At 68.7% G+C, this 21,647-nt stretch carries 21 protein-coding genes; 10 read left to right on the top strand and 11 right to left on the bottom strand.

What is annotated here, in order from left to right:
• Positions 1-159: 159 nt before the first annotated feature.
• The 3 genes from ACYX7E_RS03190 to ACYX7E_RS03180 are packed head-to-tail and all read left to right on the top strand — an operon-like array spanning position 160 to position 1,897.
• Positions 160-795, top strand: coding sequence for a hypothetical protein (locus ACYX7E_RS03190; protein ID WP_462079112.1), 636 nt, complete (start codon positions 160-162; stop codon positions 793-795).
• Entirely contained in the window at positions 792-1,496 is a 705-nt protein-coding gene (locus ACYX7E_RS03185) for a HupE/UreJ family protein (protein WP_462079111.1), read from the top strand. Before ACYX7E_RS03190 ends, ACYX7E_RS03185 begins: the two co-directional genes overlap by 4 nt.
• A 47-nt stretch (positions 1,497-1,543) precedes the next feature.
• Positions 1,544-1,897, top strand: a complete 354-nt coding sequence (locus tag ACYX7E_RS03180; RefSeq protein ID WP_462079110.1) for a gamma-glutamylcyclotransferase family protein — start codon at positions 1,544-1,546, stop codon at positions 1,895-1,897.
• An 84-nt stretch (positions 1,898-1,981) separates the two neighbouring features.
• Here ACYX7E_RS03180 and ACYX7E_RS03175 read toward each other — a convergent pair whose 3' ends face one another.
• On the bottom strand, positions 1,982-3,301 hold the full coding sequence (locus ACYX7E_RS03175; RefSeq protein WP_462079109.1) for a sialidase family protein: 1,320 nt from the start codon (positions 3,299-3,301) through the stop codon (positions 1,982-1,984).
• 74 nt (positions 3,302-3,375) lie between these two features.
• On the opposite strand from ACYX7E_RS03175, the gene ACYX7E_RS03170 reads away from it, so the two are divergent.
• The 3 genes from ACYX7E_RS03170 to ACYX7E_RS03160 all read left to right on the top strand — a co-directional run bounded on the left by ACYX7E_RS03170 (position 3,376) and on the right by ACYX7E_RS03160 (position 6,778).
• Positions 3,376-3,741 (top strand): putative signal transducing protein, encoded by a 366-nt coding sequence (locus ACYX7E_RS03170; RefSeq protein WP_462079108.1) that lies wholly within the window; start codon positions 3,376-3,378, stop codon positions 3,739-3,741.
• Between the two features lie 108 nt (positions 3,742-3,849).
• Complete coding sequence (locus ACYX7E_RS03165; RefSeq protein WP_462079107.1) at positions 3,850-6,243, top strand: Tex family protein; 2,394 nt, start codon at positions 3,850-3,852, stop codon at positions 6,241-6,243.
• A gap of 127 nt (positions 6,244-6,370) precedes the next feature.
• A complete protein-coding gene (locus ACYX7E_RS03160; RefSeq protein WP_462079106.1) occupies positions 6,371-6,778 on the top strand; it encodes a hypothetical protein in 408 nt (135 codons plus the stop codon).
• A 41-nt stretch (positions 6,779-6,819) separates the two neighbouring features.
• Here the strand turns inward: ACYX7E_RS03160 and ACYX7E_RS03155 are convergent, their stop codons facing one another.
• A complete protein-coding gene (locus ACYX7E_RS03155) occupies positions 6,820-7,689 on the bottom strand; it encodes a LytTR family DNA-binding domain-containing protein (protein ID WP_462079105.1) in 870 nt (289 codons plus the stop codon).
• A gap of 152 nt (positions 7,690-7,841) precedes the next feature.
• Here ACYX7E_RS03155 and ACYX7E_RS03150 point away from each other — a divergent pair, with 152 nt between their 5' ends.
• Entirely contained in the window at positions 7,842-9,035 is a 1,194-nt protein-coding gene (locus ACYX7E_RS03150; protein WP_462079104.1) for an acyltransferase family protein, read from the top strand.
• Between the two features lie 144 nt (positions 9,036-9,179).
• On the opposite strand, the gene mnmG is transcribed toward ACYX7E_RS03150, so the two are convergent.
• Together mnmG and ACYX7E_RS03140 are read right to left on the bottom strand one after the other, a co-directional pair.
• Positions 9,180-11,084, bottom strand: a complete 1,905-nt coding sequence (gene mnmG, locus ACYX7E_RS03145) for a tRNA uridine-5-carboxymethylaminomethyl(34) synthesis enzyme MnmG (RefSeq protein ID WP_462079103.1) — start codon at positions 11,082-11,084, stop codon at positions 9,180-9,182.
• 729 nt (positions 11,085-11,813) lie between these two features.
• Positions 11,814-12,476 carry a hypothetical protein gene (locus ACYX7E_RS03140; protein ID WP_462079102.1) on the bottom strand — a complete coding sequence of 221 codons (663 nt, stop codon included), beginning with the start codon at positions 12,474-12,476 and terminating at the stop codon, positions 11,814-11,816.
• A 154-nt stretch (positions 12,477-12,630) separates the two neighbouring features.
• Between ACYX7E_RS03140 and ACYX7E_RS03135 the strand changes: the two genes are divergently transcribed.
• From ACYX7E_RS03135 to ACYX7E_RS03125, 3 genes are read left to right on the top strand one after another with little or no spacing between them, the layout of a single operon-like run.
• Positions 12,631-13,650 carry a pyridoxal-phosphate dependent enzyme gene (locus ACYX7E_RS03135; protein ID WP_462079101.1) on the top strand — a complete coding sequence of 340 codons (1,020 nt, stop codon included), beginning with the start codon at positions 12,631-12,633 and terminating at the stop codon, positions 13,648-13,650.
• Positions 13,647-14,270, top strand: coding sequence for a YdcF family protein (locus ACYX7E_RS03130; protein WP_462079100.1), 624 nt, complete (start codon positions 13,647-13,649; stop codon positions 14,268-14,270). The genes ACYX7E_RS03135 and ACYX7E_RS03130 overlap by 4 nt, the downstream gene beginning before the upstream one ends.
• Before the next feature lie 42 nt (positions 14,271-14,312).
• Positions 14,313-14,738 carry a ketosteroid isomerase-related protein gene (locus ACYX7E_RS03125; protein WP_462079099.1) on the top strand — a complete coding sequence of 142 codons (426 nt, stop codon included), beginning with the start codon at positions 14,313-14,315 and terminating at the stop codon, positions 14,736-14,738.
• Positions 14,739-14,852: 114 nt separating this feature from the next.
• Here ACYX7E_RS03125 and ACYX7E_RS03120 read toward each other — a convergent pair whose 3' ends face one another.
• From ACYX7E_RS03120 to bioB, 7 genes are all read right to left on the bottom strand, one after another.
• Positions 14,853-15,599, bottom strand: a complete 747-nt coding sequence (locus ACYX7E_RS03120) for a pentapeptide repeat-containing protein (RefSeq protein WP_462079098.1) — start codon at positions 15,597-15,599, stop codon at positions 14,853-14,855.
• Positions 15,600-15,710: 111 nt separating this feature from the next.
• Positions 15,711-16,406, bottom strand: a complete 696-nt coding sequence (locus ACYX7E_RS03115; RefSeq protein ID WP_462079097.1) for a YitT family protein — start codon at positions 16,404-16,406, stop codon at positions 15,711-15,713.
• Positions 16,407-16,485: 79 nt separating this feature from the next.
• Complete coding sequence (gene bioC / locus ACYX7E_RS03110; protein WP_462079096.1) at positions 16,486-17,418, bottom strand: malonyl-ACP O-methyltransferase BioC; 933 nt, start codon at positions 17,416-17,418, stop codon at positions 16,486-16,488.
• Entirely contained in the window at positions 17,415-18,197 is a 783-nt protein-coding gene (gene bioH / locus ACYX7E_RS03105) for a pimeloyl-ACP methyl ester esterase BioH (RefSeq protein ID WP_462079462.1), read from the bottom strand. The genes bioC and bioH overlap by 4 nt, the downstream gene beginning before the upstream one ends.
• A 43-nt stretch (positions 18,198-18,240) precedes the next feature.
• On the bottom strand, positions 18,241-19,245 hold the full coding sequence (locus tag ACYX7E_RS03100; protein ID WP_462079095.1) for a multidrug resistance efflux transporter family protein: 1,005 nt from the start codon (positions 19,243-19,245) through the stop codon (positions 18,241-18,243).
• Positions 19,242-20,630, bottom strand: a complete 1,389-nt coding sequence (gene bioF, locus ACYX7E_RS03095) for an 8-amino-7-oxononanoate synthase (RefSeq protein ID WP_462079094.1) — start codon at positions 20,628-20,630, stop codon at positions 19,242-19,244. Before bioF ends, ACYX7E_RS03100 begins: the two co-directional genes overlap by 4 nt.
• Positions 20,542-21,600: a biotin synthase BioB gene (gene bioB / locus ACYX7E_RS03090; protein ID WP_462079461.1), complete on the bottom strand. Its 1,059-nt coding sequence runs from the start codon at positions 21,598-21,600 to the stop codon at positions 20,542-20,544. The genes bioF and bioB overlap by 89 nt, the downstream gene beginning before the upstream one ends.
• Positions 21,601-21,647 lie beyond the last annotated feature (47 nt).

Here is a 21,647-nt window from a genome sequence, read left to right as displayed (position 1 = left end):
GCACGGACGCGGACGCAGGCATGGACCGCATCGATGCGTGGCGCAGGCGTCATCATCAGGTGACAAGGCGTCATCAAGCGCGGCCGCGCGAGGGCGATAACATCCGCTCCCTGCCGTCGCGCCCCGTTGCCTGCGGCCTCTCCCGCATCGGCATCGCCCATGAGCCAGTCTCCCGCTCCCTCCCGCCGCAAGCTGTTGACCACGTTGCTGCTGCTCATCGTGGCGGCAGCGCTGTTGCTGGTCACCGTCGTGCTGCCGGCCGAGTACGCCATCGACCCCACCGGCATCGGCAAGCGGCTGGGCCTTGACGGGTTGCGCGAAGGCCCGACGCGGACGCTGCGGTTCACGGACAGCGTCGGCGGCAACGAGCGCTACCGCGAGGTCGCGATCCCGGATTTCGGCAAGCCGGTGCCGCTGCCCAATCCGGCCGTGTTCCAGGGACACGCGGCCGCGCCGCGCACCGACACGCTGACGGTCACGCTGGGTCTGGACGAGGAGACCGAGATCAAGACCGTGCTCGACGGCGGCCAGGTCATCGTCTTCGACTGGCAGGTCGAGGACGGCGCCGTCTATACCGACTTTCATGGCCACGATCCGCAGGCCGGCAAGGACTACTGGGTCCGGTACGAGGAGCTGCAGGACGGGGGCAAGCGCGGCAGCGGTTCGCTGGTCGCGCCGTTCTCCGGCGAGCACGGCTGGTACTGGCTCAACGTCAGCGACCATCCGATCGTGATCCAGCTGCGCGTCACCGGTTACCACCGCAACCTCGTCGACTACGGCAAGAAGGCGCAATGACACTGGCGCGCCGGACGATGGCCCGCTGGACAATAGCGCGCTGGCTGGCACCGGGGCTGCTGCTCGCCAGCTTCGCCGCCTTCGGACACGGCGTGGAAGGCCAGGACGCCGCGTTCCTCGAACGCATTTCCGGTTTCCATCCGCTCCCGTTCGCGTATCTGGGCGCCAAGCACATGGTCACCGGATACGACCACCTGCTGTTCCTGTTCGGGGTGGTGTTCTTCCTGCAGCGCTTCCGCGACGTGGCGATCTACGTGACGTTGTTCGCGGTCGGCCACAGCCTCACGCTGCTGCTCGGCGTGCTGGCCAGCGTTCCCGCCAATCCCTGGCTGGTCGATGCGGTAATCGGTCTGTCGGTGGTCTACAAGGGCTTCGACAACCTCGGAGGCTTCCAGCGCCTGGGCATCCGCATCGATCCACGCGCGGCGGTGCTGGCCTTCGGGCTGGTGCACGGGTTCGGCCTGGCAACCAAGCTGCAGGCGTTGTCGCTGTCGCGCGATGGCCTGGTCGGCAACATCCTGGCGTTCAATGTCGGCGTTGAGTTCGGCCAGTTCGCCGCGCTGGCGGTGATGCTGGTCGGGTTGGACCTGTGGCGGCGGACCGCCTCGTGCCAGCGCCATGCCTACGCCGTCAACAGCCTGTTGATCCTGGCCGGCCTGCTGCTGTTCGGCGTCCAGCTGACCGGATACTTCGCCAGCTGAGCCACGCCCCGCCGTATCATCGAGGACCCGCCGCCACGCCCTCGACCATGCCCCTGCTTTTCTCCTACGGCACGCTGCAGCAGGACAACGTCCAGCTGTCCACCTTTGGCCGCCTGTTGGCCGGCCGCCGGGACCAGTTGCTCGGTTTCTCGCAGTCGATGGTGCTGATCGAGGATGCCGGCGTCGTCGCCACCAGCGGCAAGACCCATCATCCGATCGTCCGCGCCAGCGCGGACAGGTCGCAGCGCGTGGACGGCATGGTGTTCGAGATCAGCGACCAGGAACTGGCCGATGCGGACCGTTATGAAGTTACCGCCTATCGCCGCGTGCTGGCCGACCTCGCCTCCGGCGAGCAGGCCTGGGTGTATGTGGATGCACGCCATGAGGCGCAGACGGCCTGAGGGCGCGGCGCATCGCGCCTGAGCGTTGCTGCGCCGACAACGTGAACGCTCCTGCTCGGAAGCGACGCCCGCACGCACTGATCGCTACTGCGTCGCCGGCAGCACCCGCAGGCCGCGCAGCCCGGCGACGCCATCGACGACGTCGGTGAACAGCACATGGGCGATGCCGCCATGCACCGCGAGCTTCGGGAAGCCGGTGCCGCGCCCCGTGCCCTTCAATTGCGCCAGTTCGATGCGCTCGTATTCCTGCGCCAGGTCCAGGCTGCGGCGCGACAGCCACAACGACTGCTGGCCGTCGCTCTCGCGCACCCACAGGATCCAGGCCTGCTGGCTGTCGAGCGCGACATCGACGCGTCCCTGCACCGCCTCGCCACGATCGAGTTCGACCGGCGGCGCGAACGAGGCGCCGGCATCGCGGCTCAGCGCAATCCGCACCAGCGGCGTGTCGCCAGCGACGGTGTACCAGGCGACGACGGCCGCATCGCCCTGTGCGGCGATCGCGGGTCCGTTGACCGGGCAGGCCGGCATCTTCCAGTCGTCGGCATGCACGCGCAGCGGCGGCGTCCAGGCCTTGCCATCGAAGCGCGTGACCAGGATGTCGCGGATCTCGTCCTGGGTGCGCCCGCGGTAGACCAGCAGCGCTCCCTGCGCGGTCGCCGCGACATCGGTCTGGCAGCAGTCGCAGGTCATCGCGTCGAGTTCGGCATCGCCACTGCGCTGCAGTTGCCCATCCAGCACGGTGGCCCGCAGCGTCATCGCGCCCGCATGCGCGGCGTGATCGCCCTGCGCGGTATCGCCGGTAGGCCTGGAGGTCGCGGCAGGCTTGGTGTTGCGGCCGTCCAGCCACGCCATGCCGATGCCGCTGTCGCCCTGCGGCCACATCGAGACGAACCCGTGCTCGGTCTCGGAGCGGTCGTCGTACGGAATCTGCGGCGGGCTCCAGTTGGAGCCGCCATCGCGCGACCGGCTCAGCACGACGTCGTAGGCGTAGGGCGCTTCGGCGTTCTTCTGCAGCCAGTGCGCCCACAGCGCGCCATCGTTGGCCGACACGATGTGCGGCGTGTCGGCCCAGTTGACGAACATGCTGTTGCCCACCGCGATCGTCGTCGGCGCGTGCATCCAGCGCTGCAGGCCCGGGTCGTAGCTGGAGAACTGCAGGATGTGCCGTCGCCCGCGCTGGGAGTTGATCCAGCTCATCAGCAGGCGGCCGTCGGGCGTGGACGACAGGTCGGCCGACGCCGAACCCGGCTGCAGCACCGGCATCACCCACTCGCCAACCACGCTGGGCGCGGCGACATCGGCGCGCAGGGCGGGCGCTGCGGGCGCGCTGGCCTGCTCGGGCTCGCCGCCGCAACCGGCAAGCGCCGCCATGGCGGCAAGGGCAATGAATGTGCGTCGCAACATGACACCCTCTGCAAACTGTATGACGTGTTCATAGCGTAGCCCAGGCAAGCCCCGCCGGGATGTAGGCTGCTGAAATGACTATGCTGCTGACCAGTTACACCGACCCCATCGAGGCCCGCATCGTGCTGGGCCTGCTGCAGTCGGAAGGCATCGACGCCTCGCTCGATGGCGAGCACATGGCGCTGGCGAACTGGGAATGGCGCATTGCCACCGGCGGCATCCGGCTGCGCGTGCCCGAGGCGCAATGGCAGCGCGCCCGCGCACTGCTGGACGCGCATGAATGCGGCGACTACGCGATCGACGACGACTCCGGGCCTGCCGGCAGCGCGGCCGTCGTCGAAGACGAAACCCCGTCCAGCCGGCTGGCCTGGCTGTCGCTGTTCCTGCTCGGGCTGCCGCTGCCATGGCGCCGCCGCCCGCGTCCCGGGACCTCAGGCTAGGGCCAGTCGGAAGCGTTCCCGGCTGCGCTTGTCAACGGGTTCCGCTATCGCGCCGGCATTGCCACAATCGCCCGTTCGCGGCGGATGGCCGTGCAGTCGATGGACGCAATGCAAGCAATCACTCCAGCGCCGGTGCGCAAGCCCGACTTCAGCAGGATCTCCGCCATCATCGCAGACGAGATCGGCGCGAAGCGCGAGCAGGCGGTCGCCGCGATCGCGCTCCTCGATGAAGGCGCGACGGTGCCGTTCATCGCCCGTTACCGCAAGGAAGTCACCGGCGGTCTCGACGACACCCAGTTGCGCAACCTGGAGACGCGGCTGACCTACCTGCGCGAGCTCGAGGAGCGACGCGCCGCGATCCTGACCAGCATCGACGAACAGGGCAAGCTCAGCGACGCGCTGCGCGGCGACATCGAAGCCGCCGACAGCAAGGCGCGGCTCGAGGATCTGTACCTGCCGTACAAGCCCAAGCGCCGCACGCGTGCACAGATCGCGCGCGAGGCCGGACTGGAGCCGCTGGCCGACGGCCTGCTCGATGATCCCACGCGGGTCCCCGAGACCTTCGCCGAAGGCTTCGTCGATGCCGACAAGGGCGTGGCCGACGTCAAGGCTGCCCTGGAAGGCGCGCGCGCGATCCTGATGGAGCGCTGGGGTGAGGATGCCGCGCTGCTCGGCGAGCTGCGTGACTGGCTGACCGGCAACGGCGTGATCCGCGCCAAGGTCGTCGAAGGCAAGGAAGCGGCCGGCGAGAAATTCCGCGACTACTACGACCATGCCGAAGCACTGGGCAGGATTCCGTCGCATCGCCTGCTGGCGCTGTTCCGCGGCCGTCGCGAGGAATTCCTGACGCTGGACCTCGACCCGGGCAGCGACATCGAGCAGGGCAATGCCTATGCCGAAGGCCGCATCGCCCTGCATGCCGGCATCGCCAGCCAGGGCCGCAACGCCGATGCCTGGCTGCTCAACGCCTGCCGGCTGACCTGGCGCGCGAAGCTGCACCTGCACCTGACCATCGACCTGTTCGGCCAGGCGCGCGAGAAGGCCGAGGCCGAAGCGATCGACGTGTTCGGCGACAACCTCAAGGACCTGCTGTTAGCGGCGCCGGCCGGACCCAAGACCGTGCTCGGCCTCGATCCGGGCATCCGCACCGGTTGCAAGATCGCGATCGTCGATGCCACCGGCAAGGTCGTCGCAACCGACACGATCTATCCGCACGAACCGCGTCGACAATGGGACCAGTCGGTGCACACACTGCGCCGGCTGTGCGCCGAGCATGGCGTGCAGCTGATCGCGATCGGCAACGGCACCGCCTCGCGCGAGACCGACAAGCTGGCCGCCGATGTCATCAAGCTGGCACCCGAACTGAAGCTGCAGAAGATCGTCGTCAGCGAAGCCGGCGCGTCGGTGTACTCGGCCTCGGAACTGGCCGCGAAGGAATTCCCCGGGCTCGATGTCTCGCTGCGTGGCGCGGTCTCGATCGCGCGCCGGTTGCAGGATCCGCTGGCCGAACTGGTCAAGATCGATCCCAAGGCGATCGGTGTCGGCCAGTACCAGCACGACGTCGACCAGTACCGGCTCGCGCGTGCGCTCGACGCCCGGGTCGAAGACTGCGTCAACGCGGTCGGCGTGCACGTCAATACCGCATCGAGCGCGCTGCTGGCGCGCGTGTCCGGCCTGTCGTCCACGGTCGCCGAGAACATCGTCGTGCATCGCGACGCCAACGGCCCGTTCAAGCGTCGCAAGGACCTGTTGAAAGTCGCGCGGCTGGGCGACAAGACCTTCGAGCAGTGCGCGGGCTTCCTGCGCATCGCCGACGGCGACGAACCGCTCGATGCCTCCGCGGTGCATCCCGAGGCCTATCCGGTGGTCGAACGCATCGCCAGCGGCAGTGGCCGCGACGTCAAGGCGATCGTCGGCGACAGTGGCTTCGTACGCACGCTCAAGGCCGAGCAGTTCACCGACGAGCAGTTCGGACTGCCGACCGTGCGCGACATCCTGAAGGAACTGGAAAAGCCCGGCCGCGATCCGCGACCCGAGTTCAAGGCCGCACAGTTCGCCGATGGCGTCGAGGACATCAAGGACCTGCGCGTGGGCATGATCCTCGAAGGCGTGGTCAGCAACGTCGCCGCGTTCGGCGCCTTCGTCGACATCGGCGTGCACCAGGATGGGCTGGTCCACATCTCGGCGCTGTCGGACACCTTCGTCAAGGATCCGCGCGACGTGGTCAAGGCCGGCGACATCGTCAAGGTCAAGGTGCTCGAGGTCGATGTCGCGCGCAAGCGCATCGCACTGACGCGTCGACTCGACGACGTACCCGGCGAGAAGCCGGCGCGCGGGGAGCCCCGCACCGAGCAGCGCGGAGACAACCGTGGCGGCGTCCGTTCCGGCCCCCTTCGTGGCGGGCGCGACAGCGGACGCCCGGCGCAGGGCAAGCCAGCGGCATCGGCGGCGCCGGCCAACAACGCGCTGGCCGACGCCTTCGCGCGCGCGCGCCAGAAGTAGTCGCAGTCCCGCCCTCGCGCGCTGACGCAGGCGAGTGGACGCCGACACCCGCCCGCCTGCTATTGTCGGCGCAGCGTCCACCAGGCCCGTCGTCGGGCCACGCCGCCACCGGCCCGGGAGCCCCGTCATGCCTACGCTTGAAACCCTGCACCGCCATGCCAGGACGATCGCCCTGGTGGCGATCGCGATCAGCGCACTGACCTGGGCGGTGGACCTCGCCGGGCTGGTCTACAAATGCCCCTACTGCCGCGTGCAGCGCAGCATGATCGGCCTGCTGGGCCTGTTGCTGCTGCTGCCCGATCCGCGCCACTGGGCAGCCCGCTATCTCGCGGCCGTGTTCGCGATCTTCGGTCTGGTCGTTGCCTGCATGCAGCACTTCAACCACTGGAAGCGCATCAACGCCGGCGAGTTCACGTTCTCGTCGATGTGGTACGCCGACCCCTTCGTGCTGTCGGGCGCGGCGATCTTCATCATCACCGGACTGGTGTTACTGATCTTTTCGTGGCGGCCGCCAGCGACCCTGCAAACCGACTGACGTCGTCGCACGGCACAGCCGCGTCCGGTATGCGCGAGCGCCTAGGACCGCTGGCGCAATGCTTCGCGATAACGTCGACTGCAGGGTACCTGAGTGCCATCGCGCAGGTGGATGCGCGCATCACCGCTGTCGAGCGGTTCGATCGACGCGATCTGCGACAGGTTCACCAGGTGGCTGCGGTGCACGCGGACGAAATGCGCCGGATCCAGCCTGGCCTGGAGCTCGGTCAATGTGCTGCGCAGCGGATAGACCCGGCCACGCATGTGCAGGTTGGCGTAGTTTCCGGCGGCCTGCACCCACTCGATGTCGCTGGCGGCGACCAGGAACTCGCGGCCCAGCTTGCGCACCAGGAATCGTTCCGGCCGCTCCAGCGACTCCAACGGCGGACCGGCATCGGGCGCGGCCAGCAGCGAAGCCTCGCCCTGCAGCCGCCGCACCAGCAGCCGGTAGACGTGCAGCAGCACGACGATGCCAAAGAACGTGCGGGCATCCTTGATGTACTCGTAGCCGAATGCCCAGTCGAAGACATAGGCATCGCCATGCCACAGGTAGACCAGCTTGCGCATGCTGACCATCAGCAGCACGTGCAGCATCGACCAGGCCAGGCTGGCGAACACATAGAGCGGGATCCGCCGCTGCCAGTTGTCGAAATGCACCGCCCAGCGCGCGGTGAACCAGATCACCAGGGGGGCCAGCAAGAGCACCGACAATGAGCTGCTGACTTCCCAGCTCGCGACCTGCCACGCTGCGAAATCGAGCCCGGCGCGATCGATATCGATCCGCGCGGTGGCGGTATTGCCGATCGCCGCCAGCAGGCAGTTGACGATCCAGTAGCCGACCTCGACCGGGCGGCGGATCGCAAGGTAGCGCTCGGGGCCGCTGACCGGGGCAGCGGAAGACACATCGGACATGGGCGCATTCTACTTGGACATGCCCGGATGCCCGCCCGTTTCGTCCCGGCAGGCCCTCCACTCGTCCCCAGCACACCGCCACAGGGCCCTTCGTGGCCCACAACACGTGATCCAGGCGTGACGCTGGCGCACCCTCCAGACCGGAAGTCGCCGTGTCACGTCGCCACGACATCGACGCCCTGCGCGTCATCGCATTCTCGCTACTGATCCTCTACCACGTCGGCATGGTCTACGTGGTCGACTGGGGCTTCCACATCAAGAGTCCCGACCTGCTGGCCTGGGTCGAGTGGCCGATGGTGCTGGTCAACCGCTGGCGGATGTCGCTGTTGTTCCTGATCTCGGGCATCGCGCTGGGTTTCGTGCTGGCGCGGCAATCGCCGACGCGGCTCGCCGGCAGGCGCACCTGGCGCCTGCTGCTGCCGTTGGCCTTCGGTATCGTCGCGATCGTACCGGTGCAGGCCTACTGTGAGGCACGAATGCTCGGCACCATCGAGCCGGGCTACGGCGCGTTCCTGCTGCGCTACCTGCAGTTCCGCCCATGGGCCCAGGGTGCGTTCACCGGTGCCGAGTACGGATTCACCTGGAACCACCTGTGGTATCTGCCATACCTGTGGGTCTACAGCCTGATCGCACTGGTGGCGTTGCCGATGCTGCGTGCGCTGCGCGGTGAAGCAGTGCGAGACTGGTTGACCAAGGATGGCCGATGGCTGCTCTGGGCGCTGCCCCCGCTTTGGATGCTGGTCGCGCTGTGCTGGCTGAAGCCGCGCTTCCCGAGCACGCATGCGCTGGTCGACGACTGGTACAACCATGCCGAGTACTTCCCGATCTTCGTGATCGGCCTGCTACTGGCAGGCAGTACGACGATGTGGACTGCGCTACAGCAACATCGCCGGCGCTTGCTCGGCCTGGCGGCCCTGGGCGCCGGAATCTACATGGGGTTGCGGCTGATGGGTCGCATCGTGCCGGCTGAGAGCTTCACTGCCCTGCTTCCGTATACCGGCTGGAAAGCCATCTCCAATGTCGCACACGTGTTGTACTGGTGGACTGCGCTGCTGTCGTTGCTGGCCTGGGGCTTTCACGCACTGAACCGGCCGTTGCCCCGGCTGGCCTATGCGTCCGAAGCGGTCTACCCGTGGTACATCCTGCACCAGAGTCTGATCGTGCTGGCCGCCTACTGGCTGATCCCGCTGGGCTTGGGACCGGTATGGGAGCCTTTGCTGGTACTGGCGATCACGGTCGCTGGCTGCGCCCTGCTCCACGAGTACCTGATCCGGCGCTCACCGTGGCTGAGGCCGTTGTTCGGGTTGTCTCGCAACCGATCACCCGGGCAGTCCTCAGCAGCTTGACCAGACCCGGCTCCCCTCGCTGCCGGCGCACGCTTGCGGGGCACGATCCCGGGCTCGCGGTATGCAAGCTACGCAAAACCGTTGTGCCAATGCGACTAGACCTCTGTCCGGCGTCCGCCGTTGCATCCGCGTGCGGGGATACCCTCACGCCACCCGGCTGCGTCGCGCGCGCTCCAGGTGCACCAGCAGCAGCGAGATCGCCGCCGGGGTCATGCCGGGGATGCGCTGGGCCTGGCCGATGGTCTGCGGTCGCACGCGTTCCAGTTTCTGGCGTACTTCCGCCGATAGCCCGCGCACTCCGGCGTAGTCGAAGGCCGAATCGATGCCGGTGTCTTCATTGCGCCGCTGGCGCGCGATCTCGTCGCGCTGCCGCTGCAGGTAGCCGGCGTACTTGGTCTCGATCTCCACCTGTTCGGCCACGGCCGGGTCGTCGACGGCAGGCGCGAACGACGCCAGCGAGGTCAGCCTGGCGTAGTCGAGTTCGGGACGGCGCAGCAGGTCCAGCGCGCTGTTCTCGCGACTGAGTTCGATGCCCAGCGTCTGCACGGCTTCGCGACCAGCCGCGTTATTGGGCGATGCCCACAGCGCGCGAAGGCGCGTGGTCTCACGTTCGATGGCCTCGCGCTTGCGGTCGAGCGCCTGCCAGCGCGCGTCATCGACCAGATCGAGCTCGCGCCCGATCGTGGTCAGCCGCAGGTCGGCATTGTCCTCGCGCAGTTGCAGCCGGTACTCGGCGCGCGAGGTGAACATGCGGTAGGGCTCGGTGGTGCCGTGCGTGATCAGGTCGTCGATCAGCACGCCGATGTAGGCCTGGTCGCGACGCGGCGACCACGCCTCCAGCTGACGCGCGTGGCGTGCGGCATTGAGGCCGGCCACCAAGCCCTGCGCTGCGGCTTCCTCGTAACCGGTGGTGCCGTTGATCTGTCCGGCGAAGAACAGGCCGGCCACGGCCTTGGTCTCCAGCGAGGTCTTGAGTCCGCGCGGATCGAAGAAGTCGTATTCGATCGCATAGCCGGCGCGGGTGATGTGCGCCTGCTCGAAGCCGGTGATCGAACGCACCAGCGCAAGCTGCACGTCGAACGGCAGCGAGGTCGAGATGCCGTTGGGATAGATCTCGGTGACATCCAGGCCTTCGGGTTCGACGAAGATCTGGTGACTGGCCTTCTCGGCGAAACGCACGACCTTGTCTTCGATCGACGGGCAGTAGCGCGGACCGATGCCCTCGATCTGGCCGCTGTACAGCGGCGAACGATGCAGCGCGTTGCGGATGATCTCGTGCGTGCGCTCGGTGGTGTGGGTGATCCAGCACGACACCTGCGCAGGATGGTCGTCCTGGCTGCCCATGAACGAGAACACCGGGCGCGGCGAGTCGCCGGGCTGCTCGACCATCACCGAGTAGTCCAGCGTGCGACCGTCGATGCGCGGCGGCGTGCCGGTCTTCAGGCGGTCGACGACGAACGGACGCTCGCGCAACCGCGCCGCCAGTGTGATGGCCGGGGGATCGCCGGCGCGGCCGGCGGCGTACTGGGTTTCGCCAACATGGATCTTGCCGGCCAGGAAAGTCCCGGCCGTCAGCACCACCGACGGCGCGTCGAAGTGCAGCCCGGTCTGGGTGATCGCGCCGCAGACGCGGTCGCTCCCGCCGCCATCGGGCCGGATCACCAGGTCGTCGACGGCCGACTGGAACACGGTCAGGTTGGCCTGCGATTCCACCGCGCGACGGATGTGGCTGCGATACAGCGCACGATCGGCCTGGCAGCGGGTCGCGCGCACGGCTGGCCCCTTGGAGGCATTGAGGCGTCGCCACTGGATGCCGGCAGCATCGGCCGCCTTGGCCATGACGCCACCAAGCGCGTCGATCTCGCGGACCAGATGGCCCTTGCCGATGCCGCCGATGGCCGGATTGCAGCTCATGGCGCCCACGGTTTCGATGTTGTGGGTCAGCAGCAGCGTGCGCGCGCCGGACCGCGCGGACGCCAGCGCGGCCTCGGTGCCGGCGTGGCCGCCACCAATGACGATGACTTCATAGCGATGGAAGGAGTCGTTCATCGGGAGATCCAGGGCGGGAGGCGATGCGGCGATCGCCACGGGGCCGGCATGCAGTGCCGGGGCGCCATGCTGCCATGCGTGCGCCCTTATGGCACGCTTCATGCTTTAAGTTCTATCGCACCCGGTGCGGCGAACGTCCAGGGGCGTGGCTGGAATTGGAACAGGGCTGGCCAAGCACAACCCGGGGAAGCACAGGGGCCGGATGTCGGGGGACATCCGGCCCCTCTTTTTTGCATGTGTGTCCGCTGTCGCGGCTGGCGGGCCCTGGACGGGGCCATGGATCGGCGCCCTGGAATCGGGGTCCAACAGGCCATCGCTCCACCGGGGGCATCGCGCCCGCGCTGCGGGCAGTGCCGGTAGACACACGCGGATGGGTGCCGACGCCCGACGAGAGCGGAACAGGGGGGATCCGGTATCCCCCGCCGGGTGTCGACATAGTGGTGGATGCTACCAGTTACGTCGCAATGCGACGCAACCGGTCACCTCAGGGCGTGCATTATCCACAAACTGTGCGGCGATGGGAGTCTCAGGGGGGCTTCTGTCCCCGCCCTCCGACAAGCGGCATGCGACGGCGACGACTGGATGTCCCGCAAGACAGCCCTCGCGGGCATCGCCGGACACGCCGGCAGACACGGCCCGGTCACGCTGGCGGGCATGGGCTGGCCCCCGTCGAACACGGCCACCCGCCTTTCACTCGCTCCGTTCCTAGCAGACGACGCAGCAGGCGCCTTACGGCTCCTGCTGCTGGACCGAGCGTGCGGCGTCGCGCAAGTTCGCGCGCTGTGGCGGCGCCGGGCGCGACTGCGGCGGCGGTGCGGGACGCGCCTGCACCGGCATCGCCGGACGCTGGCCGGCGTCCATCGGACGCTGCGGCATCGGCCGACGATAGCCTTCGCCGGCCTGCTGCGGGCGACCCATCGGCGGACGCATCGGCCTGCCCTCGCCGCCGACCATCTGCGGCGGACGGCCCGGCTGCGACGACGGGCCCGGCGGCCGGTACGGCCTGGCCGGCAGGTTGCCGCCGGTCACCGGACCGGTGTGCACCGGCGGCTGCGGATACTCGGGGCGCGGCGGACGCGGCGGGCGCGGGCGATACGGGCGGTAGTACGGGGGATAGCCATAGCCGTAGCCGGGGCCATACCCGTAGCCGCCATAGCCGTAACCCGGGTAGCCGTAGGGGTAACGCGAGTAACCGCCATAGCCGAAGCTGCCGTAGACACCGCCGGGATAGCCGTAGCCGACGCTGCCGTAGGGCGCGCCGTAACCGGAGTAGGTGGAATAGGTCGGGCTGCCGTAGTAGTAGTCGCCGCTGCCACCACGGTACTGGTAATCACTGACGCAGCCCGACAGCGCGAGGGCTGCGGCGGCGGCGGTGAGCAATTTGCGGATCATTGGACTACCCCCTGTTGCTGGCAACAACGGCAGACGGATTGCCTGTCGATGCGCCCCCAGCATCCGCCCAGTGCATTGAATCCGTGCTTAATCGTGCCGGCGTCCCACCGCCTGTCGCATCACGGATGCGCGTGGCTTGGGCTAGTCTCTCGACATGTCTGAACACGTCATCCCGGAAGCGCGGGCCACCTCCGGACCGGTCACGCCCGAACCGTCCAAGCGTCCTGCGCAGCGACGTCCGCCCCTGTTGGCCGACGTCCTGTCCGCCGCCGCGCGCATCGCACCGCATGCCAGCATCACGCCAGTCATCGGCGCGCGCAGCATCGATGCCGAGGCCGGATGCACGCTGCACTTCAAGGCCGAGCCGCTGCAGCGCGGCGGCGCGTTCAAGTTCCGCGGCGCCTGCAATGCGGTGTGGTCGCTGACCGATGCGGAAGCCGCCCGCGGCGTGGTAACGCATTCATCGGGCAACCATGGCGCCGCGCTAGCGCTGGCGGCGCGCTCACGTGGCATCGCCTGCCATGTCGTGGTGCCCGAGAACGCGGTACGCAGCAAGCTGGCGGCGATCCAGGCCTATGGCGCCGAACTGCACACCTGCGCCCCGACGATCGCGGCGCGCGAAGCCGCCTGCCACGCGCTGGCGCAGGCGACCGGCGCCGAAATCGTGCATCCCTATGCTGACGCGCGCGTGATCGCCGGCCAGGGCACGGCGACGCTGGAGCTGCTGGGCGCATGCCCGCCGCTGGATGTCCTGGTAGTCCCGGTGGGCGGCGGCGGCCTTGCCGCGGGCGCGGCGATCACGCTGGCAGGGCTGTCGCCAACCACGCGGCTCGTGCTGGCCGAGCCCAGCGGTGCGGACGATACGTTCCTGTCGCTGCAACGCGGCGAACGCGTCGCCGGGTCGGCGCCGTCGACCGTCTGCGATGGCCTGCGTGGCCTGCTCGGCGCGATCAATTTCGAGATTCTGCGCGACCATGGTGCCGAGGTCATCGTCGTCGATGACGCACGCACGCTGGCGGCGCAGAAGCTGTTGATGCAGCGGACCAAGCTGATGGTCGAGCCGTCGTCGGCGATCGCGCTGGCCGCGGTGCTGCAGGATGTATCGCGCTTCGCCGGCATGCGCGTCGGCGTGATCCTGTCGGGCGGCAACGTCGACCTGGATGCCTGGCCATGACCGTGCGCGTCAAACGATCGCGCTCGCGGTGGCGCCGGTTCCTCGGATGGGTCGCCAGGCTGATGCTGGTCGCGATCGCCTGGCTGGGCGGCGTGGCCGCGTGGATCGTCTGGGTCGGCGACAACGACCAGGCCGCACCGGCCGACGCCATCGTGGTGCTCGGCGCAGCCGCCTATGACGCCGCGCCATCGCCGGTGTTCAAGGCGCGCATCGAACACGGCCTGGACCTGTATCGCCGAGGTTACGCCGGCACGCTGATCTTCACCGGGGGCTACGGCGGCAGCCGCGCGCGGTTCGCCGAATCGCAGGTCGCGCGGCGTTACGCGCTGCGCCGGGGCGTCCCCGACAGCGACATCCTGATCGAGTCGCGCTCGCAGACGACCTACCAGAACCTGCTCGAAGCGCGCCGCCTGCTGCAGGACCATGAGCTGGGCAAGGTGATCCTGGTCAGCGACCCGCTGCACATGGCGCGCGCGCTGCGGCTGTCGCGCGAACTGGGCATCGATGCGCTGGCCTCGTCGACGCCGACGACGCGCTTCCGCAGCTTCAGGACGCGCTGGGAATTCCTCGCCAAGGAGGTCTACTTCTTCCACCGCGACCTGTTCAGCGATCGCCGTTGATGGCATAGTGGTTCGATACTCCCCCCCACTATCCGATACGCCATGACCGCAACCGTTCCGACCGCTCAGGCCAACGCGATCGCCCTGATCCAGGCGTACTACGACGCCTTCAACCGCGCCGACTGGGCCGGCATGCTGGCGCGGCTCAGCGACGATGTGGTCCATGACCTCAATCAGGGCCCGCGCGAGACCGGACGCGACGCGTTCACCGCGTTCCTGCAACGCATGGACCGCAGCTATGTCGAACAGCTGCGCGACATCGTCGTGATCGCGTCGGCCGATGGCACGCGCGCCGCGGCCGAATACGTCGTGCATGGCCGCTACCTGGTCGCCGATGCGGGTTTGCCCGCGGCCCATGGCCAGACCTACGTGCTGCCCGGCGGCGCATTCTTCGACCTGCGCGACGGCCGCATCGCACGCGTCAGCAACTACTACAACCTCGAAGACTGGCTGGCGCAGGTGCGCTGAGCTCCCACCGCTGGATCGCGTGGGGCGGGTCTCGATCCGCCGGAACCTGATGCCACAAGACAGGCGGGCCGAGGCCCGATGCAACGTGGTTGCACCCTTATCGCGCGCCCTGCGTCATTCGAGGGTGTTGCTGTACTGGCTGAGGCCCTGGCTGAGCAGGTAGCGGGTGGCGGCGGCGCGTTGCGGGAGTTCGAAGCCGCGCAGGGCATCCAGCAGCCAGCGTGCCGACTGGCAGCGCGCGTTGCGGCTGGCCGCGTCGTTGCCATCGGCCGCCATGCCGGCGGCAAAGTTCTCGTTGAGCAGCATCGCCTTGATGCCGGCGGACTTCAGCGTCTGCAGGCCGAGGTCGGGATCGTAGGCCTGGCGCTGTCCCTGCAGCCCGGCCATCGCAATCCCGGTCAATGCGTTGACGAAGCGCTGGCGGCTATCCTCGCCGAGGTTCGCGGCGACGCGCTGCAGTCCGGCGGGGCTGCGATCGGCATCGGATTCGAACAGGCTGCACAGTTGCGCTGCGTCGCGCTCGGACTGCGAGGCGGTGTGCACGGCGTCCAGCAACACGTCGACATCGCGATCGGGCGCACGCATCAGCAGGTCGTTGGCGACCGGCACGACCTGCGACGGGTCGAGCATCGAAGGATCGAGCCTGGACGTATCGATTCCCGAAAGATCGACTCCTGAAAGATCGATCCCGGAAAGATCAACACCGGACAGATCGAGCTTCGACAGGTCGATCGCGGACAGGTCGACGCGCTGCGACTGCGCCGTAGCCGGGACGATCGTCGCCAGCGAGACCGGCACGGCCATCATGACCGCCAGCAGCAGGCGCTTGGAGCAACGGGATGTTCGGTTCGGCAACGACATCGGCACACCGGGACGGCAGGAGGACAGCGCCGAGTCTAGACAGCCCTCGATGAACCCCATCGTGTCGCGGCATCGCATCCATGCACAGGTACGTCCCGACGCAGCCCCCGTTCACACGCCCATGTACCTGCCCGGGCGGTGGTTGAACATCAGCACCAGATTCAGCATGCACACGCCCAGTGCGGAATACAGCACCCGCGACGGCGGCAATACCGACAGCGCGGCCAGCATCACCACGGCGTCGAACCCCATCTGCAACTTGCCCGCGCTCCAGCCGCGCGACTGCTGCAGCCACACGACCATGATGCCGACGCCGCCGAGGCTGGCACGATGGCGGATGAACGACAGCACGCCCATGCCCAGCAGCGCGCCGCCGAACACCGCGGCGTACAGCGGGGTGATGAATTCATAGCGCGCCAGACGCGGCACCAGATCGGCGACGGTGCCGGTCACGCCGACCGCGAGGAAGGTCTTCAGCGTGAACTCCCAGCCCATCCTGCGCAGCGACAGCCAGTAGAACGGCAGGTTGGCGACGACGAAGACCACGCCGAAGCTCCAGCCGGTCAGGTAGTGCAGCAGCAGCGACACGCCGGCCATGCCGCCGGCCATCAAACCGCCGGTGACGAAGATCGACATCCCCAATGCGCTGACAATGCTCGCCAGCACCAGGCCCTGGATGTCTTCGACCAGGCTGTGGCGCGCAGGTGCCAGGGAGAGCGCCGCCTGCGTGCTCGCGTCGGGCGCGGGCGCGGGCGCGACAGGGCCTGCGGCAGAAGGCTGCTGTGATGGAGGGAGCGAGTCGTGCACGCGGGTGTCGGGACGGTGGCGCCGCCCCGGATCATCAGGAATGTTGCGACGCAGCATACACCGCCGCGGCCGATCGCTCTCAGCCCTCGCGCTGGCGCCTGCGGATCGGGATCGCGTTCGCCGGGAAGCTGGCGATCTCCGCGCCCTGGTCGCGGATCGGTGCGCCGGGCTCCGGCGCCCAGGCCATCGCGGTGATGATCTCCCAGCTCGCGGGCAGTTGTCCGTCGCCCCGGCGCTCGCGCTCGTAATGGCCTGCCGCCGCTGCGAAGCGCGCACGCCCGGTCAGGCCGCGACGGCGCTGGTCCAGCGCATTGGTAGCGCCGATCGCGCGCAGTTCGTGCATCAGGGCCTGCATGTCGGGATAGCCGCGCACCAGCACGTCGCGGTCGAGCACGGGATCGCGGAAGCCGGCGCGCATCAGCGCATCGCCGAAGTCGCTGATGCCGGCGAACGGGCTGACGTGCGGCACCGCATCGACCTCGGCGAAGGCATTGTGCATTTCATGCAGCGTGGCCGGACCGAAGGTGGAGCACAGCAGCATCCCGCCGGGCTTGAGCACGCGACGGAAACCGACGAACACACCCGGCAGGTCTTCGATCCACTGCAGGCACAGGTTCGAGAACAGCACGTCGACGCTGTTGTCGGCCAGCGGCAGCGCGCGCGCGTCGGCATTGACGTGATCCAGCGCGCGTTGCCGCGACAGCGTCTCGCGCAGGCTCCAGCCGCCGCGCGGGCGCGATTGCTGCAGCATCGCCAACGACAGGTCCATGGCGATCACCTGCGCCTTGGGCCAGCGCTTGCGCATGCGCTCGGCGGCCGTCGCCGGACCGCTGCCCAGATCGAGCACGACCTCGGGCTTGCGATCGTCCAGGTAATCCAGCGATGCGAACAACCAGTCCTCGACCTCATGCTGCAAGGCGGCGGCAGCGGCATAACTGGACGATGCGCGCGAGAACGCGCGGCGCACTTGGCGGCGATCGAACAGCGGCGGGTCGACCTGCGCCGGGCTCATGCCGGCGTCCCCGCTGCAGGCAGCGATGCGGAGAACGCCAGCAGCCGTTCGGCCAGGGCCTCGGCATGGGTCAGGAACGGCGCGTGCCCGGCATGCTCCAGCGTGGCGGCACTGGCCCGTGGCGACAGCGCCGCCGCGGCGCGCATCGCGCGCGGATCGACCAGGCGGTCGCGACGACCGGAGATCCACAGGCTCGGCATCGGCAGCGTGGGCGTCGCCTCGCGCAGGTCGACGGTCTCCAGCAGTTCCAGGCCATCGGCCAGCACATGCGCGGCAGGTTCGCCGCGCGAGAAAAGTTCATTGCGCAGCGTCCGCATCTCGCCACGGGCGTCGTCGGAACCGAAGGCCTCCAGCGCGACGAAGCGGTCCAGCGTTTCGCGATAGTCCTCGCGCAGGCCGCGCGCGAAACCCCGGAAGATCTCCGGAGACATGCCATGGGTCCAGTCCTCGCCGCGCACGAAGCGCGGATTGGCGCACAGCATCACCAGGCCTTGCACGTGGCGGGGGCGCGTGGCGGCCGCCTGCAGCGCGAACAGGCCGCCCAGCGACCAGCCCAGCCAGACCGCCGGCGGCAGCACGTCGGCCAGGTGCGCGACGACCGGTTCCAGCGCCAGCGGCAGCGTGCTGTCGTGGCTGTTGCCATGCCCCGGCAGATCCACCAGGTACAGCGTGTGCGCGGCGCGCAGATGTTCGACCAGCGGCGAGAACACGCCGGCATGCATCGCCCATCCATGCAGCAACACCATCGGCGGGCCCTGGCCGGTGATGTCGATATGCAGTGTGTCTTCCAAGCCGGCCATGCCGGTCACTCCTTGCTCGATGTCATGCGCCGCGATCGCTGCGCAGTTCGCGGGTCTTGCGGGTGCTGCCCGCGGCAGGTCGCGCGACGAGCCACGCGAAGGCGACGATGCCCAGCATCACCAGTCCAGCGCCCGCCAGGGCCGGGCCGTGCGGCCAAGCCTCCTTCAGCCACCAGACGCCGATCAGCGTCGCGAACAACAGTTCCGCCGCCTGCATCGCCTCGGTGGCGCCGAGCGCGACCGGGTTGTCGCGCACCATGCCGGTCGCCTGGAAGAACAGGATCGTCGCGACCACGCCGGCCGACAGCGCGACGCCCGCGGCCAGCACGACCTGCGATGTCGATGGCGGCCCCGCGACCTGCCATGCGATGGCGGCCAGCAGCCACCACAGCGGCTGGCTCGCCAGCGTCATGCCGAACACGCGCTGGGTCGCGTTCAAGGATTCGCCGGTCTGCTCCAGGTGCAGCAGCAACAGCCGATTGCCGATCGGATAGGCCACCGCCGAACCGAGCACGCAGGCCAGTGCCAGCCAGGCCGCAAGGTCGAGCCCGCCACTGGAATGGCCGAATTGCATCAGCAACACGCCGGCGATGATGACGACCGCCACCAGGACGCCTGCGCGCGGGATGCGCGCGCGTGCATCGCGATACAGCAGCGGCGCGCACAACATGCCGGCGATCACGGTGAACTGGAAACTGCCGGCGACCAGCCACGAGGGTCCGCTCGCCGCGGCATACGACAACAATGCGTAGAACAGCACGAAGCCGATCGCGCTGTAGCGCAACCAAGCCCAGGGATGCGCGCGCATCGCCCGCCAGACCGGCGCGATACCGCCCTGCCAGGGCATCAGCGGCAACAGCAGCGGCAGCGTGATCAGGTAGCGCAGCGAGGCCGTCCACGCCCAGTGCCCGCCGCCGGTCGCGGCGATCCGGTTCAGCACGTAGGTCATCGTGAAGAACAGCGCCGACAGCAAGGCGATACCCACCGCCAGCAATGCGCGCCGGCGGGCCGATCCGGCGTCGTTCATGGGCTGTGCGCGTCCTCGGTCAGCCCGGCCTGCCGGCCGCTCGGCGCGTGTCCGCCATTGCGGTCGGCGTGTTCGGCGGCCGACGCCAGGGCGTCCACCAGCGCATCGACCTGTTGTTCGGAATGCATCGCCGACAACGCGATGCGCAGCCGCGCGGTGCCTTCGGGCACGGTCGGTGGACGGATCGCGGTGATCCAGTAACCGGCCTGTTCCATCGACTGCGCGATCGTCAACGCGCGCTGGTTGCCGCGGCACAGCACCGGCTGGATGGGCGTCTCCGAGGGCATCAGTTCCAGTCCCTGGTGCAGCGCGCGTTCGCGGAAGCGCTGGATCAGCTGCTGCAAACGATCGCGACGCCAATGCTCGCGGCGTGCCAGGCGCACCGCCGCCAGCGTAGCCGCAGCGACCGCCGGTGGCGACGCCGTGGTGTAGATGTAGGGACGCGCGGTCTCGGCCAGATGGCGGACCAGGTCGGCATGGCCGGCGACGATCGCGCCGTAGCCGCCCAGTGCCTTGCCCAGCGTCACCAGTTGCAGCGGCACCGCCGAGACGTCGAGGTTGGCCTCGGCGACGACGCCGCGTCCCTGGGGGCCGACGACGCCGACACCATGGGCATCGTCGACATACAGCAACGCGCGCTGGACCTTGGCGATGATCGCCAGTTCGCGCAACGGCGCGACATCGCCGTCCATGCTGAAGACGCCATCGGTGGCCAGCATCGCCGCGCCTTCGGGTGCCGCACGCAGCTGCCGCAAGGCGCCTTCGGCATCGGCATGCGGATAACGCCGCAGCCGGCAGCCGGACAGGCGCGCGGCATCGATCAGGCTGGCGTGGTTGAGGCGGTCCTGCACGCAGACGTCGTCGTCGTCGAGCAGCGCCTGCATCACCGCGAGGTTGGCGAGGTAGCCGCTGCCGAACAGCAGCGCAGCGGGAACCTGCAGCCAGTCGGCGATCTCGTGCTCAAGCGCCTCGTGCAGGGCGTGGTGGCCGCTGACCAGATGCGACGCGCCGCTGCCGACGCCCTGGCGTCCGGCGGCATCCTGCATGGCGTCGATGACCGAGAACTGTTGCGACAGGCCGAGATAGTCGTTGCCGCTGAAGTTCAGCAGCCAGCGCCCGCCGATCTCGCAGCGCACGCCGTCGCGATGACTGACCGCGCGCCGCGTGCGGATCTGCGCGCGCTGTTCGCGCAGCGCGCGCTGCGCGGCGACCCGCGCCAGCAGATCGATGCGACGCGGCTGGCGGTCACCGCTCACGCGGCCACCTTCGCTGCGGCACGATGCGCGGCCCGCGAGGTCATGCCGCGCAGGCGCAACCGTGGTCGGCGCAGCCGGTGTCGACGATGTCGGCATGCACTGTGCCCGGATGGTCGTGGTCGCCGGCATCGACGGTGACCTGCATCGGACGCAGGCCCAGGCGCGAGAACAGCGCCATGTCGCGCTCGGTATCGGGATTGCCGGTGGTCAGCAGCTTCTCGCCGTAGAAGATCGAATTGGCGCCGGCCATGAAGCACAGCGCCTGCAGCTCGTCGCTCATCTCCTCGCGACCGGCCGACAGCCGCACCATCGAATGCGGCATCAGGATCCGCGCCACCGCAATCGTGCGCACGAACTCGAACGGATCCAGCGCCTGCGTCCCGTGCAGCGGCGTGCCTTCGACCTGCACCAGCCGGTTGATCGGTACCGAGTCGGGATGCGCGGGCAGCGTGGCCAGCGTGCGCAGGAAGCCGGCGCGCTGGCGACGCGTCTCGCCCATGCCGACGATGCCGCCGCAGCAGGTCTTCATGCCGGCGTCGCGGACGTGCTCGAGCGTGTCCAGGCGATCCTGGATCTCGCGGGTGTGGATGATCGAGTCGTAGAACTCGGGATCGGTATCGATGTTGTGGTTGTAGTAGTCCAGCCCGGCAGCCTTCAGTGCCGTGGCCTGGGTGCCGCTGAGCATGCCCAGCGTCGCGCAGGTCTCCAGGCCCAGCGCCTTCACTTCCTGGATCATGGCGGCGACCTTGGGGATGTCGCGATCCTTCGGCGAACGCCAGGCCGCGCCCATGCAGAAGCGCGAGGCGCCGGCCGCCTTGGCCTGCCGCGCCTTCTCGACGACCGCTTCGGTGCTCATCAGCTTGGTCGCATCGACGCCGGTGTGGTAGCGCTGTGCCTGCGGGCAGTACGCGCAATCCTCGGGGCAGCCGCCGGTCTTGACCGACAGCAGCGTGCTGACCTGGACTTCGGCGGGATCGAAACGCGTGCGATGCACGATGCCGGCACGGTGCAGCAGCTCGGGGAACGGCAGGTCGAACAGCGCTTCGATCTCGCTGCGGCTCCAGTCGTGGCGCGGGATCGCGGCCAGTGCGGCGTCCATGAACGCGTGCGGGGGCGTGGCTTGCGGATCGCGTGACGACAGATCGC

The sequence above is a fragment of the Luteimonas sp. RIT-PG2_3 genome, from assembly GCF_054902115.1.
The sequence above is the reverse complement of the archived record's forward strand: the minus strand, read 5'-3'. Positions and strand labels throughout refer to the sequence as shown.